17 protein-coding genes are annotated in these 14,611 nt (G+C 66.8%); 9 read left to right on the forward strand and 8 right to left on the reverse strand.

Annotated features, from left to right (window positions below; all coding sequences use genetic code 11):
• Positions 1-128 precede the first annotated feature (128 nt).
• Positions 129-740, forward strand: coding sequence for a transglycosylase SLT domain-containing protein (locus SY26_RS02060; protein ID WP_045981225.1), 612 nt, complete (start codon positions 129-131; stop codon positions 738-740).
• Between the two features lie 50 nt (positions 741-790).
• Here the strand turns inward: SY26_RS02060 and SY26_RS02065 are convergent, their stop codons facing one another.
• Positions 791-2,176, reverse strand: a complete 1,386-nt coding sequence (locus tag SY26_RS02065) for a M20/M25/M40 family metallo-hydrolase (RefSeq protein WP_045999073.1) — start codon at positions 2,174-2,176, stop codon at positions 791-793.
• 163 nt (positions 2,177-2,339) lie between these two features.
• Here SY26_RS02065 and hemA point away from each other — a divergent pair, with 163 nt between their 5' ends.
• On the forward strand, positions 2,340-3,569 hold the full coding sequence (gene hemA / locus SY26_RS02070; protein WP_045999074.1) for a 5-aminolevulinate synthase: 1,230 nt from the start codon (positions 2,340-2,342) through the stop codon (positions 3,567-3,569).
• Positions 3,570-3,774: 205 nt separating this feature from the next.
• Positions 3,775-4,983 (forward strand): helix-turn-helix domain-containing protein, encoded by a 1,209-nt coding sequence (locus SY26_RS02075; protein WP_139598237.1) that lies wholly within the window; start codon positions 3,775-3,777, stop codon positions 4,981-4,983.
• A gap of 28 nt (positions 4,984-5,011) precedes the next feature.
• On the opposite strand, the gene SY26_RS02080 is transcribed toward SY26_RS02075, so the two are convergent.
• On the reverse strand, positions 5,012-6,058 hold the full coding sequence (locus tag SY26_RS02080; protein ID WP_045999075.1) for a dipeptidase: 1,047 nt from the start codon (positions 6,056-6,058) through the stop codon (positions 5,012-5,014).
• Positions 6,059-6,181: 123 nt separating this feature from the next.
• Here SY26_RS02080 and SY26_RS02085 point away from each other — a divergent pair, with 123 nt between their 5' ends.
• Positions 6,182-6,502 carry an antibiotic biosynthesis monooxygenase gene (locus tag SY26_RS02085; protein ID WP_045999606.1) on the forward strand — a complete coding sequence of 107 codons (321 nt, stop codon included), beginning with the start codon at positions 6,182-6,184 and terminating at the stop codon, positions 6,500-6,502.
• 75 nt (positions 6,503-6,577) lie between these two features.
• Positions 6,578-7,210 (forward strand): ParA family partition ATPase, encoded by a 633-nt coding sequence (gene parA / locus SY26_RS02090; protein WP_045999076.1) that lies wholly within the window; start codon positions 6,578-6,580, stop codon positions 7,208-7,210.
• Between the two features lie 28 nt (positions 7,211-7,238).
• On the opposite strand, the gene SY26_RS02095 is transcribed toward parA, so the two are convergent.
• Both SY26_RS02095 and SY26_RS02100 read right to left on the reverse strand, forming a co-directional pair.
• Positions 7,239-7,541, reverse strand: coding sequence for a hypothetical protein (locus tag SY26_RS02095; protein WP_052714596.1), 303 nt, complete (start codon positions 7,539-7,541; stop codon positions 7,239-7,241).
• Positions 7,542-7,671: 130 nt separating this feature from the next.
• Positions 7,672-7,866, reverse strand: coding sequence for a cation transporter (locus SY26_RS02100; protein WP_045999077.1), 195 nt, complete (start codon positions 7,864-7,866; stop codon positions 7,672-7,674).
• A gap of 64 nt (positions 7,867-7,930) precedes the next feature.
• On the opposite strand from SY26_RS02100, the gene SY26_RS02105 reads away from it, so the two are divergent.
• From SY26_RS02105 to lepA, 4 genes are all read left to right on the forward strand, one after another.
• Positions 7,931-8,632, forward strand: a complete 702-nt coding sequence (locus SY26_RS02105) for an HAD family hydrolase (protein WP_045999078.1) — start codon at positions 7,931-7,933, stop codon at positions 8,630-8,632.
• A complete protein-coding gene (locus SY26_RS02110) occupies positions 8,629-9,534 on the forward strand; it encodes a DMT family transporter (protein WP_232303244.1) in 906 nt (301 codons plus the stop codon). The genes SY26_RS02105 and SY26_RS02110 overlap by 4 nt, the downstream gene beginning before the upstream one ends.
• 201 nt (positions 9,535-9,735) lie before the next feature.
• Positions 9,736-10,431, forward strand: coding sequence for a type 1 glutamine amidotransferase domain-containing protein (locus SY26_RS02115; protein WP_045999079.1), 696 nt, complete (start codon positions 9,736-9,738; stop codon positions 10,429-10,431).
• Between the two features lie 65 nt (positions 10,432-10,496).
• A complete protein-coding gene (lepA, locus tag SY26_RS02120) occupies positions 10,497-12,296 on the forward strand; it encodes a translation elongation factor 4 (RefSeq protein WP_045999080.1) in 1,800 nt (599 codons plus the stop codon).
• A 3-nt stretch (positions 12,297-12,299) separates the two neighbouring features.
• Here lepA and SY26_RS02125 read toward each other — a convergent pair whose 3' ends face one another.
• The 4 genes from SY26_RS02125 to SY26_RS02135 all read right to left on the reverse strand — a co-directional run bounded on the left by SY26_RS02125 (position 12,300) and on the right by SY26_RS02135 (position 14,609).
• Positions 12,300-12,683, reverse strand: a complete 384-nt coding sequence (locus SY26_RS02125; RefSeq protein ID WP_052715080.1) for a hypothetical protein — start codon at positions 12,681-12,683, stop codon at positions 12,300-12,302.
• Positions 12,684-12,824: 141 nt separating this feature from the next.
• A complete protein-coding gene (locus tag SY26_RS20145; RefSeq protein ID WP_064503532.1) occupies positions 12,825-12,971 on the reverse strand; it encodes an entericidin A/B family lipoprotein in 147 nt (48 codons plus the stop codon).
• Between the two features lie 63 nt (positions 12,972-13,034).
• Positions 13,035-13,418, reverse strand: a complete 384-nt coding sequence (gene rbsD, locus SY26_RS02130; protein ID WP_045999081.1) for a D-ribose pyranase — start codon at positions 13,416-13,418, stop codon at positions 13,035-13,037.
• A gap of 9 nt (positions 13,419-13,427) precedes the next feature.
• A complete protein-coding gene (locus SY26_RS02135) occupies positions 13,428-14,609 on the reverse strand; it encodes a dipeptidase (protein ID WP_045999082.1) in 1,182 nt (393 codons plus the stop codon).
• Positions 14,610-14,611: the final 2 nt, after the last annotated feature.

Consider the following 14,611-nt stretch of genomic DNA (forward strand, 5'->3'; position numbering starts at 1 on the left):
CGTCGGCGGATTTCCGACCATGTGCCTTTCGTGTCGCGGCAGGTTCCCGCCGAGGCAAATCCTTCTTCTTGCAGGATATTTGACACACGCTATGGCAGAGGACGACGAAACCACCCTTTGAGGTAACCATGCGCGCCGCGCTTTCCCTTGCCGCCCTAGCCCTGGTGGCCGCCTGTTCCACGACCCCGTCGGGTCCGACCGACGCCCAGGTCGAGGCACAGGAGATGGCCCTGGCCCAGGTGCCCCCGATGCGGTGGGGAGAGCGCAACGGCTCTGACGAATGGACCCGCGCCACGATGGAGGCGCTTGACCGCGAAGGCGTGACGATGCTGTCCAGCGTCCCTCATGACATCGCGGAATTCTGCCCCAACTATCGCCAGCTTGCCCCCACCGGCCGCAAGGCGTTCTGGGCGGGCCTGCTGTCGGCCGTCGCGCGGCACGAAAGCACCTTCAATCCGCAGGCCGCCGGTGGCGGTGGCAAATGGATCGGCCTGATGCAGATCGCGCCGGCGACCTGGCGCAATTATGACTGCACCGGCAACATCCGCAACGGCGCCGACAACATGGCCTGCGCGGTCAAGATCGCCGCACAGCAGGTGGGACGCGACAACGCCGTCGCCCGTGACGACAACGGCTGGCGTGGCGTCGCGCGGGACTGGGCGCCGATGCGCAGCAGCAAGAAGCGTGCGGACATCGCCGCCTGGACCTCCAGCCAAAGCTATTGCAGCGCGCAGGGCTGAGACCGGATCAGGTTGGGGAAAGGGGGCCGGATCGGGCCCCCTTTTTCATGTCAGCGCAGGGCCGACAGGATGCGCGCCCAGGACCGCGCGCCCTTGGCAAAGCTTTCCACGTCGTACTTTTCGTTTGGTGAATGGATGCGGTCGTCGTCGCGGGCAAATCCCACCAGCATCGAATCCATGCCCAGCAGCTCCTTGAAATCGCCCGCGATGGGGATCGACCCGCCGCCGCCGATATAGGCGGCCTCCTGGCCCCATTCCTGCGTCAGCGCATCCTTGGCCTGGCCGAATGCCGGATCGCTGATGTCCATGACGCTGGCGGGCCCGGCGCCGTGCTCGTGGAACTCCACCCGGCAATCGGCGGGAACGAAGCGGCGGACATGATCCTGGAACACCTGGCGCACCGCCTGTGGGTCCTGGGTGCCCGTCAGGCGGAAGCTGACCTTGGCGCGCGCCGTCGCCGGCAGAACGGTCTTGAACCCTGCCCCGGCATAGCCGCCGGCGATGCCGTTGATCTCGGCCGTGGGCTGGTTCCAGACCATCTCCAACGCGGTGCGGCCCCGTTCGCCGATGGGTTGGGACAGTCCCACGCGCGACAGATAGTCGGCGGCGTCGAAATTCAGCGCCTGCCAGTCGCGCGCCAACTCCGGCGACAGATCCGCCACGCCGTCATAGAAGCCGGGCAGGGTGACGCGACCCGTATCGTCCTTCAGCGCCGCCAGCGCCTGCGCCAAGATCATGATCGGGTTCGCCGCCAGCCCACCGAAGCTGCCGGAATGCAGGTCGCGATCGGCGGCATGGATCACGACCTCCTGTCCCACCAGCCCGCGCAGTTGCGTGGTGATGGCGGGCCGCCCGTCGGCATAGCGCGCCGTGTCGCAGATCATCGCCAGATCGGCGCGCAGGCTGTCGGCATGTTCGATCAGGAACGGCCGCAACGACGGAGAGCCGGACTCCTCCTCGCCCTCGAACAGCAGGATCAGGTCGGTGGGCAGGGCGCCATGCACGGCCTTCCAGGCCCGGAACGCCTCGACGAAGGTCATCAGCTGGCCCTTGTCGTCGGACGCGCCGCGGGCGCGGATCACCCGTCCCTGGGGCGTATCCTCGATCGCCGGTTCGAAGGGCGGGCGGTCCCACAGGGACAGCGGATCCACCGGCTGCACGTCGTAATGACCATAGAACAGCAGCGGGCGCGCATCGCCACGCGGGCTGCGGGCGGTGATCATCGGATGGCCGGGCGTGTCGTGGACCTGGGTATCGAAGCCAAGGTCGCGCAGTTCCTGTGCCAGCCATTCGGCGGCGGTCCGCACATCGCCCGCATGCGCCGGATCGGTCGAGATGGACGGGATCTCCAGAAAACGCACCAGCCGTGCCAGCGCATCCTCCAACCCCTGGTCCAGATGCGTCAGGATGTCCTGCAGCCTTGCGTGTTCGCCCATGATTCCTACCTCTTGCGGTGTCGATTTCAGGTTTCTGCCTGCGCCTTTCGTCGAATTGCGACGTTTTCGGCCTGTTTTTTTCGCGCCTTGACCTCTATCAAGGCAGAAAGCGCGCGGTCGGAGAATGATCGCACCCAGCCAGCTATGCAAGGGATCGCCCGCCATGAAATATGATGTCGCCTTGGACAAGGCCCTTGCACGTCTGCACGAAGAAGGGCGCTATCGCACCTTCATCGACATCGAACGTGCGCAGGGCCGGTTCCCGCAGGCGGTCTGGAATCGCCCCGACGGCGAACGCCAGGAAATCACCGTGTGGTGCGGAAACGACTATCTGGGCATGGGTCAGCACCCGACCGTCCTGGCCGCGATGCACGAGGCGCTGGACGCCACCGGCGCGGGGTCCGGCGGCACGCGCAACATCAGCGGCACCACGGTCTATCACAAGCGTCTGGAATCCGAACTGGCGGACCTGCACGACAAGCAGGCGGCCCTGGTCTTCTCCAGCGCCTACATCGCGAATGACGCGACGCTGTCCACGCTGCCCAAGCTGTTTCCCGGCCTGATCATCTATTCGGACGAGCTGAACCACGCGTCCATGATCGAGGGGATCAAGCGCAATGGCGGCGCCAAGCGCATCTTCCGGCACAACGATCTGGCGCATCTGCGCGAGCTGCTGGCCGCGGACGACCCGGACGCGCCCAAGCTGATCGCCTTCGAATCCATCTATTCGATGGACGGCGATTTCGGCCCGATCGAGGGGTTCTGCGATCTGGCTGACGAGTTCGGCGCGCTGACCTATCTGGACGAGGTTCATGCCGTCGGCATGTACGGTAAGCGGGGCGGCGGCGTCGCGGAACGCGACGGGCTGTCGGATCGCATCGACATCATCAACGGCACTCTGGGCAAGGCGTTCGGCGTGTTCGGCGGCTATATCGCGGCCAGCGACAAGATGTGCGACGCGATACGGTCCTATGCGCCAGGGTTCATCTTCACCACGTCTCTGCCACCGGCGGTTGCAGCGGGGGCCGCGGCGTCCATCGCGCTGCTGAAGACGGCCGAGGGGCAGAAGCTGCGCGATGCGCAGCAGCTGCATGCCCGCATCCTGAAGATGCGCCTGAAATCGCTCGGTATGCCGATCATCGACCACGGCAGCCATATCGTGCCTGTCCATGTCGGTCATCCCGTGCACTGCAAGGCGCTGTCCGACATGCTGCTGCGCGATTACGGCATCTACGTCCAGCCGATCAACTTCCCCACGGTCCCGCGCGGGACCGAACGGCTGCGCTTTACCCCGTCGCCGGTGCACGATCCGAAGCAGATCGATCACCTGGTCCGGGCGATGGATGCACTGTGGTCGCACTGTGCCCTGAATCGCGCGGAATTGAGCGCGTAATGCAATCCACGGGTGAACTGCTCTCGCCTGCGTGATAACCTTTGGCTAAAGAAGCTTTGGTAGCCTTCGATTCGGAGGCAGCCTATAACAAGCGGATGAGGCATAGGCGATGAGCAGGCTGCGGGTACCTGACCCGGCAGAAGATTTCGTGCAAGTCGGGGATACGGCAGTGTTCCTGGACGATGACACGCGGTTGGGCGATCTGATGCGCGGAGAGCGGGCGACGTTGGGCAAGTCCCTTCTGGACGTCCAGCGCGAATTGCGCATCCGTGCCTCCTATGTCGCCGCGATCGAGAACTGTGACGTCTCGGCCTTTGACGCGCCCAGCTTTATCTCGGGCTATGTGCGCTCCTATGCGCGTTATCTGGGCATGGACCCCGACTGGGTCTTCCGGCGGTTCTGTCAGGAATCTGGCTTTCAGCCGACGCATGGCATGGCTCCTGCCGCTGCCGGGCCCAAGCCGGGCCGCCGTCCGTCCGACCCTGCCGAAGCGCTGGCCAATCCCCGCGCCTTGTTCATCCCTCAGGAACGCGGATTCCTGTCCGAGGTCGAGCCTCGGGCCGTCGGCGCGATCTTCGTGCTGATGGCGCTGATCGGCGGGCTGGGCTATGGCGGATGGGCCGTCCTGCAGGAGGTCCAACGCGTCACGCTGACCCCGGGTGACGATCTGCCCACGGTGGTCGCCGAACTGGACCCGACGCAGGGCGCGGGGCTGTCGGACCCTGCCATCGATGGCGGACAGAGCAGCGACATCGCGCTGAGCCTGCCCCAGCCCGAGGCGCTGGATCGCCTGTACCGTCCGCAGATCCTCGAGGCACCGGTCCTGACCGCGCGCGACGGGCCCATCGCGGCGATCGATCCCGGTCTGCTGGACAGCTCTGCCACGGTCGAGGATGTGATCGCCTCGGCGGGACAGGTCGCGCAGGTGCCGCTTCCCCAGAACGCGCTGGCCCAGCAGGCGGGCGTGGCGCAGGTGCCGACCGGAACGCCCGGCGCCATCGGCGCCTTGCAGACCGCCCAGCCCGCCGCCGTGGAAAGCGTCGTGCGCACGCTGGCCCCGGATGCGCCCCCGTTGGAGCTGATGGCGGCGCGTCCGGCCTGGGTGCGCGTGACATCGGCGGACGGCACGGTGCTGCTGGAAAAGATCATGGATGCCGGCGAACGCTTTGCACTGCCGCCCTTGGAACAACCGCCCGTGCTGCGGACCGGTAATTCGGGCGCGGTCTATTTCGCGGTCAGCGGCCAGACCTATGGGCCGGCGGCGCCCGGCGCGCAGGTCATCAGCGGGGTGGAACTGTCCCCCGCCAGCCTGACCGAGCGTTATGCACTGGCCGATCCCGCGGCCGACCCGGAACTGGCGCAGATGATCGCGGTGGCGCAGGTCGCGACGCCCGGCCAAACCGAAACCGAGTGAGAGTCGCAGGGCCGGAACCCCGGCCCACCTAGCGCCAGGTGCGTTCCAACAGGCCGATCCAGTTGTCGCAGGCGATCTTGCGGATCAGGTCGGGGCCGTAACCGGCATCGCCCATCGCCTTGATCAGCACGGGCAGCGCCGATGCGTCGGGCAGATCCCGCGGCATCAGCGCGCCGTCGAAATCGGACCCCAAGGCCACGCCATCTTCCCCCAGGATCTCCAGCAGGTGATCCAGATGCCGGATCATCATGCCCAGATCCTCCAACGGCTGGCGCCGTCCGTCGGGCCGCAGGAAGCTGGAGGCGAAATTCAGTCCGACCAAGCCCTTGCTGTCCGCGATCTGGCGCAGCTGCCGGTCGGTCAGGTTGCGGCTGCTTTCGCTGAGGGCATGCACGGCGCTGTGGCTGGCGACGAGGGGCGCGTCCGACAGCCGGGCCACGTCGTCGAAACCGGCCTGGTTCAGGTGCGACAGGTCCAGCATGATGCCAAGCGCGTTGCAATCCGCGACCAGGGCATGACCTTCGGGGGTCAGCGGGCCGCCCATGTCGGGGCTGGCGGGAAAGGCGAAGGGCACGCCCTCGCCGAATTGGGTGGGCCGCGACCAGACCGGCCCAAGCGAGCGCAGCCCCGCCGCGTGCCACAGGTGCAGCGCATCACGGTCGCGGATCGCCTCGGCACCCTCCATGTGCATGATCGCGGCGATCCGCCCGGCCGCAATGGTCGCGCGCAACCCTGCGGCGTCGCGCACGATGTCCAGGGTGCCGGTCCGCTCCAGCGACAGCAACGCCGCCGCCTGTGCGAAAGCCTGGGGCAGGGCCACGTCGGACGCGATCTGGGCGGGCAGGGGCAGCTCGAACGGCGGGTTCTCCATCGCGTCCATCGCATGGTCGTCGCCCAGCCCTGCCGGTGTCGGTATCCAGATCGCGAAGAAACCGCCGACCATGCCGCCGGCCTGCATCCGGGGTAGGTCCAGATGGCCGGTGCCGTCGCCATGCAGCCAAAGCTGGTCGGCATCCGCGCCCGCCGCCACGACGCGCTGCAGGAAATCGTTGTGGCCGTCGAATACCGGGGTCATGGCTGGTCCTTGCTGTTTCGTCCCGGCAGGATGCACATCGTGCAGCGCCCTGCAATGGCGCTTTGCGCCAAGGGGCTTGGGGGTTACGCTGATGGCAGGACCATGCCCATGAAAGGCCAGCCCATGCCCCGCATCACGCCCGATTTCGACGGCCAGACCGTCATCACCACCTTCGAGGTGACCCCCGGTACCGCGCATGACGTGCTGGACCTGCTGACCGAGGCTTGGGCGCAGGTCATCAGCAGACAGGCCGGCTGCCTGGGCGGGGCGATCCATCTGAACGACGCGCAGACCCGCATCGCCACCTATTCGCAGTGGCGCGACCGCCGCGATTACCAAGCGATGCTGCGCGACCCCGAGATGCGTCGCCGGAACCGGGAAATCCACGGAATGTGCAAGTCGTTCGAGCCCGTGATGTACGAGGTTCAGTCCGTGCATCCCTGATGCTGCACATGCAGAAACTTGGTGCAATCGGCCGCGTTGGACCCTAGGCTGGGCCAAACGCGGGGGATTGTCGCAATGTCAGGTCGGATCATCACGGTGGCTCAGCAAAAGGGCGGATCGGGCAAGACGACGCTGGCCGTCAATCTGGCGGTCAGCCTGCATGCGCGGGGTCACTCCGTCGCCCTGGTCGACACCGATCCGCAGGGCAGCCTGGGCCGCTGGTTCATGGAACGCATGTCCGCGGTAGGAGAGGACGAGGCGATGGATTTCTCGACCTCGTCGGCCTGGGGGGCCAGCTACGAATCGGAGAAGCTGAAGCGTCGGTTCGATTACGTCATCATCGACACGCCGCCCAAGATCGACAGCGACCTGCGCCCGGCGCTGCGTGTGGCGGATCTGGTGGTGGTGCCGGTGGCCACCAGCCATGTCGACCTGTGGGCGACCGAGGGGGTCCTGGATCTGGCGCGGCGCGACAAGGCGGATGTGCTGGTGGTCCTGAACCGCACCCGCCCCAACACGCGCCTGTCGGTCGAAGTGGCGCAGAAGGCGGCCGAACTGGGCGCGCAGGTGGCCGACACGCAGGTCGCAAACCGCGTCGTCTATGCCGAGACCCTGGGACTGGGTCTGGGGGCGATCGAACGCCCCAAAGGTCCCGCAACGGCCGAGATGGCCGCGCTGACGGATGAGATCTTGGCCCGCATCGGCTGACCCAAGCGGGCCAGCCTGTTAGTTCAGATCAGCGGCACAGCCGTTCGGATTGCGCCGCGAAATTGCGGTAGCGGGCCCAGAAGGCGTTGTCCGCGTCACGCTTTGACGTGCGGACCTCTTGGGCGCGATGCGGCTCGCGGAAGAACTGCGCCGCCTGGCGCTGGTCCGACCGGGACAGGGTCTGGTTCGCGACCTGCTGGATGCAGCCGCACAGCGGTGCGTTGCCGCGCGCGCGGTCCGACCGGACGCAGGCGCTGTCGATGGGTCCGGCCATGGCCAGGGGGGTCGTCATGACGATCGCGGCGGCCGCGATCACGAAACGGTTCAGCATGGGACTGTCTCCTCGAAATGCCTCGGACGGCCGCGCGCCGGTTGGTCCGGTTCTTGCCCGCATAGGCCGATCGGGCGATCCTAGCATCAAGCGGCCCGCCGCTCAATCGCGGCGAACTTGGTGATCGGGGTCATGTGGCAGGCAGCGGGTGGGGGGTGAAGCCCGCGGCGGTCAGGGCGGATTGCGCGGTGGCGGGATCCAGCCCCTCGACGGTGACACGCTTTTCGGGCAGATCGACGGTTGCGCGGCCGCCAGCCCCGGCGACGGCGGCCTCGATCGCGGCCTTGCAGTGGTCGCAGCTCATGTCGGGGACGGAATAGATCATCGGGCGCTCCTGTGCTGGGTCGTTCGATCCTGAAACAGCGCGGCGCCGCCCGCAAGAGGACGACATGACCCTGTTTGACGCCATTGGGCTGGATGCCGACGACACGCTGTGGGAGAACGAGACGTTCTTTCGCGTCACCGAGGCCGAGTTCTGCGCGCTGCTGTCGGACCACGGCGACGCCGAGACCATCGCGGCGCGGCTGTACGACACGGAAAGCGCGAACCTTGCGCGCTACGGTTACGGCATCAAGGGCTTCATGCTGTCGATGGTCCAGACCGCGATCGAGTTGACCGACGGACGCATCGAGGGCCGCCAGATCGCCCGCATCCTGGACCTGGGCGCCGAGATGCTGGCCCATCCCGTGACCCTTCTGCCGGGGGTGGAACAAGCCCTGGACGCGCTGGAGGGACGGCAGCTGATCCTGATCACCAAGGGCGACCTGATGGATCAGGAGCGCAAGATCGCAGCCTCTGGACTGGCCGAGCGATTCGCGGCGGTGCAGATCCTGGCCGACAAGACGCCCGAGGCCTATGCCCGGGTCCTGATGGGGCAGGGGGTGCAGCCGTCGCGGTTCCTGATGGCGGGCAATTCGATGCGCAGCGACGTGATCCCGGTGCTGGATCTGGGCGGGACGGGGGTCTTCATCCCCCACGACCTGACCTGGAGCCATGAACATGTCGAGGCGCCCGATCATCCGCGCCTGCACCAGCTGTCCGACATGGGCGGACTGCCCGCGCTGATCGCCGACCTGGAAGGTGCGGCGTGACCGACAACGGGCGTGCCGCGCTGTTCATGTCGGCATCCATGGCGATGTTCGCGGTCGAGGATGCGTTTCTCAAGGTGCTGACTCGGACGATGCCGGTATGGCAATTGCTGGCGATGGTGGGGGCGGTCGCGGGTGCGGTTTTCTGGATGCGTCTGGCGCGGCGGGGAGGGCGTCTTTGGACAGGTGACCTGATCCATCCCATGGCGCTGTTGCGCAATGCCGGGGAGATCGTGGGGGCCGTCTGCCTGGTGACAGCGCTGGCGGTGGGTGATCTGGCGGTGACCTCTGCGATCCTGCAGGTGCTGCCGCTGACGCTGGTGCTGGGCGCGGCGCTGTTTCTGGGCGAAAAGGTCGGCTGGCGCCGTTGGCTGTCGGTGGCGGTCGGGTTCGCGGGGGTACTGCTGATCCTGCGGCCGGGGACGGCGGCGTTCCAGCCCGCAATGCTGTGGGCGGTGGCGGGCGTCGCGGGGCTGACGCTGCGCGATCTGGCCACGCGACGCATTCCGCCGGGGGTAGCGTCGGATCAACTGTCGGCCTCGGCCTATGGCGCGATGATTCCGGCGGGGGTGGTGCTGGGCATGCTGGCCGGGCCCGCGCCGGTGATGCCCGGCCCGATCGAGGTCGTTTTGCTGGCGGGGACGGTGGTGTTCGGCGTCGTGGGCTATGCGACGCTGGTGGCGGCTTCGCGTCTGGGCGAGGCGTCAGTCGTCGCGCCGTTCCGATACACGCGACTGGCCTTTGCGCTGGTCGTGGCGGCGGTGATCTTCGGCGAGCGGCCCGATGCGGCCACCTTGGCGGGGGCGGCGTTGATCGCGCTGGCAGGGGGATATGCGATGTGGCGCGAGGCGGGGCTGCGGCGCAGGCGCCCCGTCGACAGCCTGGTGCGACCCGGTCCCGGTTGAGGTCCTGCCCGCGCGTGGCTCGGGCGGACGAGGCCGCCTGCGACCCCATCGAGGGGCCTTGGCGGCCGCGCGACCCAGATGGTCGCGCCGGTGCGACATCGCGACCGGGAACCCGGACGCGTCGGGGAACATTGACGTGCCGAACGCCATGGCGCCATCCCGGCATCGTGGTAATTTTTGCATCCCTCAAGGAGGTTTACCATGCCCAAGGCCCTGTTCATCCTGACCTCGCACGACACGCTTGGCGACACCGGCAAACCCACGGGTTTCTATTGGGAGGAGTTGGCCGCCCCCTATTGGATCCTGTCGGACGCGGGCTGGCAGATCGAGCTGGCCAGCATCAAGGGCGGCAAGCCCCCGGCGGACCCTTCCTCGGCCGAGGGCGACGCGATGACCGACGAGGTCCGCCGCCTGCTGGCCGACGAGGCGGTCATGAACAAGCTGGAAAACACCACCAAGGTCGAGGACGTCGAGGTGTCCGGTTGCGACATCGTGTTCCTTCCGGGCGGTCACGGCACGATGTGGGACCTGCCCAATTCGAAGGCGCTGGGCGATCTGCTGGGCCGGGCGTTCGACAAGGGTGCGGTCGTCGGCGCGGTCTGCCACGGGCCGGCCGGCCTGCTGTCGGCGCGTCTTGCCTCGGGTGATCCGCTGGTCCACGGCCGTCGCGTGGCGGGGTTCACCAACAGCGAGGAGGACGCGGTCGGCCTGTCCGATGTCGTCCCGTTCATGCTGGAGGACCAGCTGAAGGCCCAGGGCGGCCATCATCAGAAGGGCCCGGACTGGCAGCCCTTTGCCATCGCCGATGGCAACCTGGTCACCGGCCAGAACCCTGCCTCGTCGGCCGAGGTCGCGCGCCTGATGCTGAAGGCCGCGGACCTTCCGACCGCGCCCTGACACCAAATAACGCTGGGCCGCGAAACCCTCTTTTCGCGGCCTTTGCGGGGCTGTATAGCCCGCCCATGACCGACCTTGACCTCATCCGCAATTTTTCGATCGTGGCGCATATCGACCACGGGAAATCCACCTTGGCCGACCGGCTGATCCAGTCCACGGGCACTGTCGCGGATCGCGACATGAAGGCCCAGATGCTGGACAGCATGGATATCGAGCGCGAGCGCGGGATCACCATCAAGGCCAACACGGTGCGGATCAGCTATCCGGCCAAGGACGGCCGGACCTATGTCCTGAACCTGATCGACACGCCGGGCCACGTGGACTTTGCCTATGAGGTCAGCCGGTCGATGCGCGCGGTCGAGGGGTCGCTGCTGGTCGTCGACGCCAGCCAGGGCGTCGAGGCGCAGACGCTGGCCAACGTCTATCAGGCGATCGACGCAGGCCACGAGATCGTGCCGGTCCTGAACAAGATCGACCTGCCCGCGGCCGAGCCCGACCGCGTCAAGGAGAACATCGAGGAAGTCATCGGCATCGACGCGCAGGACGCGATCCCGATCAGCGCCAAGACCGGTCTGGGCATCCCGGACGTCCTGGAGGCCATCGTCACGCGCCTGCCCGCGCCCAAGGGCGACCGCGACGCGCCGCTGAAGGCGATGCTGGTGGACAGCTGGTACGACGCCTATCTGGGCGTTGTCGTGATGATCCGCGTCATGGATGGGGTGATCCGCAAGGGCGACCAGATCAAGATGATGCAGACAGGCGCCAGCCACCGCATCGACAAGCTGGCCGTCCTGACGCCGCAGATGGTCGACATCGCCGAACTGGGCCCGGGTGAAATCGGTGTCTTCACCGGCTCGATCAAGCAGGTCCGCGACACGCGCGTGGGCGACACGATCACCCAGGAACGCAAGCCCTGTGCCACGGCGTTGCCGGGCTTCAAGCCGGCGCAGCCGGTGGTGTTCTGCGGTCTGTTCCCGGTGGACGCCAACGATTTCGAACCCCTGCGCGACGCCATCGAGAAGCTGGCCCTGAACGATGCCAGCTTCAGCTATGAGATGGAGACGTCGGCGGCCCTGGGGTTCGGCTTCCGCTGCGGGTTTCTTGGGCTTCTGCACCTTGAGGTCATCCGTGACCGGCTTGAGCGCGAATACGACCTGGACCTGATCACCACGGCGCCGTCGGTGGTCTTCAAGCTCCACATGCGCGACGGCGAGGTGCGCGACCTGCACAACCCCGCCGACATGCCGGACCTGACCCATGTCGACCATATCAAGGAGCCGCGCATCAAGGCCACGATCATGGTGCCGGATGAATATCTGGGCGACGTGCTGAAACTGTGCCAGGACCGTCGCGGCATCCAGCTGGACCTGACCTATGCCGGCGCGCGGGCGATGGTGGTCTATGACCTGCCGTTGGCCGAGGTCGTGTTCGACTTCTATGACCGGCTGAAGTCGGTGACCAAGGGCTATGCCAGCTTTGACTATCAGATTAGCGAGTACCGCGAGGATTTCCTGGTCAAGATGTCGATCCTGGTGAACGACGAACCGGTGGACGCGCTGTCGATCATGGTTCATCGCGACCGTGCCGAAAGCCGTGGCCGCGCGATGGTCGAAAAGCTCAAGGACCTGATCCCGCGGCACATGTTCAAGATCCCGATCCAGGCCGCCATCGGCGCCCGCGTGATCGCACGCGAGACGCTGTCAGCCATGCGCAAGGACGTGACCGCCAAGTGCTATGGCGGCGACGCCACGAGGAAAAAGAAGCTGCTGGAGAAGCAGAAGGCCGGCAAGAAGAAGATGCGTCAGTTCGGCAAGGTCGAGATCCCGCAGACGGCCTTCATCCAGGCGCTGAAGATGGACAACTGATCGTCATTCCCGAATGAAGGGAATGATGATGCGGCAATGACTGGCCACGGCCTGACCGACCGACAGTGCGCCATCGCGCGGCCCTGATCCGAACTGGGACAGGCCCGCGCCCTGCGCCTGGCGAGCCGGGTCCAGCGTGAACAGGATGCCCTGACCTGCCTCGCGCGGCTTGGGACTGGCGCGCCAGATGCGCGTCGCGACCGGCTGGTTCATCACCTGCTGCGCAAGATCACCGGCGGCGCACCAGTAATCCGTGTCGGTCCGGCCCGCCTCGAACGGGACTGCGATATCGGTCGCATCGACCTGACGGGCCTCCATGCCATTGCGGGCGGTGAAAGCATGGGCGGGCAGGGGCAGCGCCAGCAGCGCCATCAGGATAATCCGCATGATGGCCTCATCGTTTCTTTAAGGGATACGTTCAAACGGACCAGATCGGCATCGGGTTCCGTATCCAATGTCCCATGCGCATGAGAAAGCCCCCCGGCAGCAGGCTGCGGGGGGCCGTCATGTCGTGCCGATCGATCAGGATCACATCCCGGCTTGAGCCTCGGCGCTTTCCTGCTGGACGACCGCGCCGGCGGTCGAGATGTCGCGGCCCGCACCTTGCACGGTTTCGCAGGCGGCCAGCGTCATCATGGCCAGAACGGCGGTCAGGCCCAGGATCTTCTTCTGCATCGCTCAGTCTCCTTGTGGATAAGCATCTGGGCTTGCAACGCAATATCGGCGCATCGGTTCCGTCTAAAACGCCACGCCGGCGTAAAGGGCCACATTGGCATAGGGGGTGCATTCCCCGGTCCGCACGATCGCGCGGGCGTGGCGCGACGCCACCTTGAAGTCGTCATGCGACTGCATGGTGACCGGTCCGATGTCACGTCGCGCGAATTCGGCCTGAAGGTCGGGGGCGGCTTCGGTCGCCATCGCCGAACGTTCGACGACCAGTTCGGCCAGCACCGCATCCAGCACGTCGAAGACGCCCGGAATGCCGCGGGTCAGGGCCAGGTCGATGACCCGGACGCCGGCGGGCACGGGTAGCCCGGCATCGCCGATCACCAGCATGTCGCCATGGCCGAAGGCGGCGATCAGCCCGGACAGTTCGGCATGCAGCAAGGTCGTGCGTTTCATCGGTTCCTCTCAGTTCTCGGGCAGGGTTTCGGCCAGATAGGCCATCATGTTGCCCCCCATGACCTTGGCGATCTGCACCTCTGACAGGCCCTGGTCAAGCAGGGCCTGGGTCAGTGCCGAAAGATGGGCGGCGTCGAACGGCGTGTCGACCGACCCGTCCCAGTCCGAGCCGAGCGAGACGTGGTCCTCTCCGGCGACCTCGATCGCGGCTGCGATGGCTTGGGCCACGTCGGCGGGCGTCGATCCGCAGACCACGTCCGACCAGAACCCGACGCCGATGATCCCGCCCGCCTGCGCGATGTCCGCGACCAGATCGTCGGGCAGGTTTCGGGGGCTGGGGCAGTGGCGGGTGATGCCGGTATGGGACAGGACCGGCCGCGCGCCCGGAATGGCCAGCACGTCGCGCACCATCTGCGGGCTGGCATGGGTCACGTCGATGATCATGCCGCGCGCGATCATCGCGTCCGCCACCTGACGCCCGAAATCGGACAGGCCCGCGCCGGTGCCACCCTCTCCGTGCAGGCTGCCGCCCAGTTCGTTATCGAAGAAATGCGTCAGCCCCAACAAGCGAAAGCCCGCGTCATAGAGCACGTCCAGATTGCCCGGATCGCCCTCTAGAGGGTGACCGCCTTCCGATCCCAGCACCGCGCCCAGCACCTGCGCGCCTGCCTGCCGTTGCGCAAGATGGTCGGCCAGATCGGCGCGGCTGCGGATCACCCGCAGCCGGTCAGGTGCGCGATCCGCGGCGTCCTGCAACGCCTGCGCCTGCACCAGCGCCCGTTCGCGCAGCGAGAACCAGCTGCGCGGCGGGCGCAGCTGTCCGATGAACAGCGGCGTGATGTTGTCGCCGGTATCGGTGGCGTTGTGGTCATAGTTCTGGCCACGGGGGCTTTTCGTGACGGTGGTGAAGACCTGCACCGCCATGTTCCCGTCCAGCAGGCGCGGAACGTCGGTATGCCCCCGATCCGCACGGTCCAGCAGGTCGCGGTCCCACAACAACGCATCGGAATGCCAGTCGCCGATCACCAGCCGGTCATGCAGGGCCTGCGCTTCTGCCGTGACCGGCCAGCCTTCTGCCGGCATGGTGACGGGGTTCATCCCGCGTTCGACATAGGCCGGGGCGAAGGTCAGAAACCCCGCCACGCCCATCGCCAGGACCGCGCCTGTCCCCAGCAGCACCCGTTTCCACATGG

The organism is Paracoccus sp. 228 (assembly GCF_000967825.1).
Classification (GTDB): domain Bacteria; phylum Pseudomonadota; class Alphaproteobacteria; order Rhodobacterales; family Rhodobacteraceae; genus Paracoccus; species Paracoccus marcusii.

Coding starts and splice junctions, on each gene's coding strand:
- SY26_RS02060 (WP_045981225.1), top strand. CDS start 129: ATGCGCGCCGCGCTTTCCCTTGCCGCCCTAGCCCTGGTGGCCGCCTGT.
- SY26_RS02065 (WP_045999073.1), bottom strand. CDS start 2,176: ATGGGCGAACACGCAAGGCTGCAGGACATCCTGACGCATCTGGACCAG.
- hemA (WP_045999074.1), top strand. CDS start 2,340: ATGAAATATGATGTCGCCTTGGACAAGGCCCTTGCACGTCTGCACGAA.
- SY26_RS02075 (WP_139598237.1), top strand. CDS start 3,775: ATGCGCGGAGAGCGGGCGACGTTGGGCAAGTCCCTTCTGGACGTCCAG.
- SY26_RS02080 (WP_045999075.1), bottom strand. CDS start 6,058: ATGACCCCGGTATTCGACGGCCACAACGATTTCCTGCAGCGCGTCGTG.
- SY26_RS02085 (WP_045999606.1), top strand. CDS start 6,182: ATGCCCCGCATCACGCCCGATTTCGACGGCCAGACCGTCATCACCACC.
- parA (WP_045999076.1), top strand. CDS start 6,578: ATGTCAGGTCGGATCATCACGGTGGCTCAGCAAAAGGGCGGATCGGGC.
- SY26_RS02095 (WP_052714596.1), bottom strand. CDS start 7,541: ATGCTGAACCGTTTCGTGATCGCGGCCGCCGCGATCGTCATGACGACC.
- SY26_RS02100 (WP_045999077.1), bottom strand. CDS start 7,866: ATGATCTATTCCGTCCCCGACATGAGCTGCGACCACTGCAAGGCCGCG.
- SY26_RS02105 (WP_045999078.1), top strand. CDS start 7,931: ATGACCCTGTTTGACGCCATTGGGCTGGATGCCGACGACACGCTGTGG.
- SY26_RS02115 (WP_045999079.1), top strand. CDS start 9,736: ATGCCCAAGGCCCTGTTCATCCTGACCTCGCACGACACGCTTGGCGAC.
- lepA (WP_045999080.1), top strand. CDS start 10,497: ATGACCGACCTTGACCTCATCCGCAATTTTTCGATCGTGGCGCATATC.
- SY26_RS02125 (WP_052715080.1), bottom strand. CDS start 12,683: ATGCGGATTATCCTGATGGCGCTGCTGGCGCTGCCCCTGCCCGCCCAT.
- SY26_RS20145 (WP_064503532.1), bottom strand. CDS start 12,971: ATGCAGAAGAAGATCCTGGGCCTGACCGCCGTTCTGGCCATGATGACG.
- rbsD (WP_045999081.1), bottom strand. CDS start 13,418: ATGAAACGCACGACCTTGCTGCATGCCGAACTGTCCGGGCTGATCGCC.
- SY26_RS02135 (WP_045999082.1), bottom strand. CDS start 14,609: ATGTGGAAACGGGTGCTGCTGGGGACAGGCGCGGTCCTGGCGATGGGC.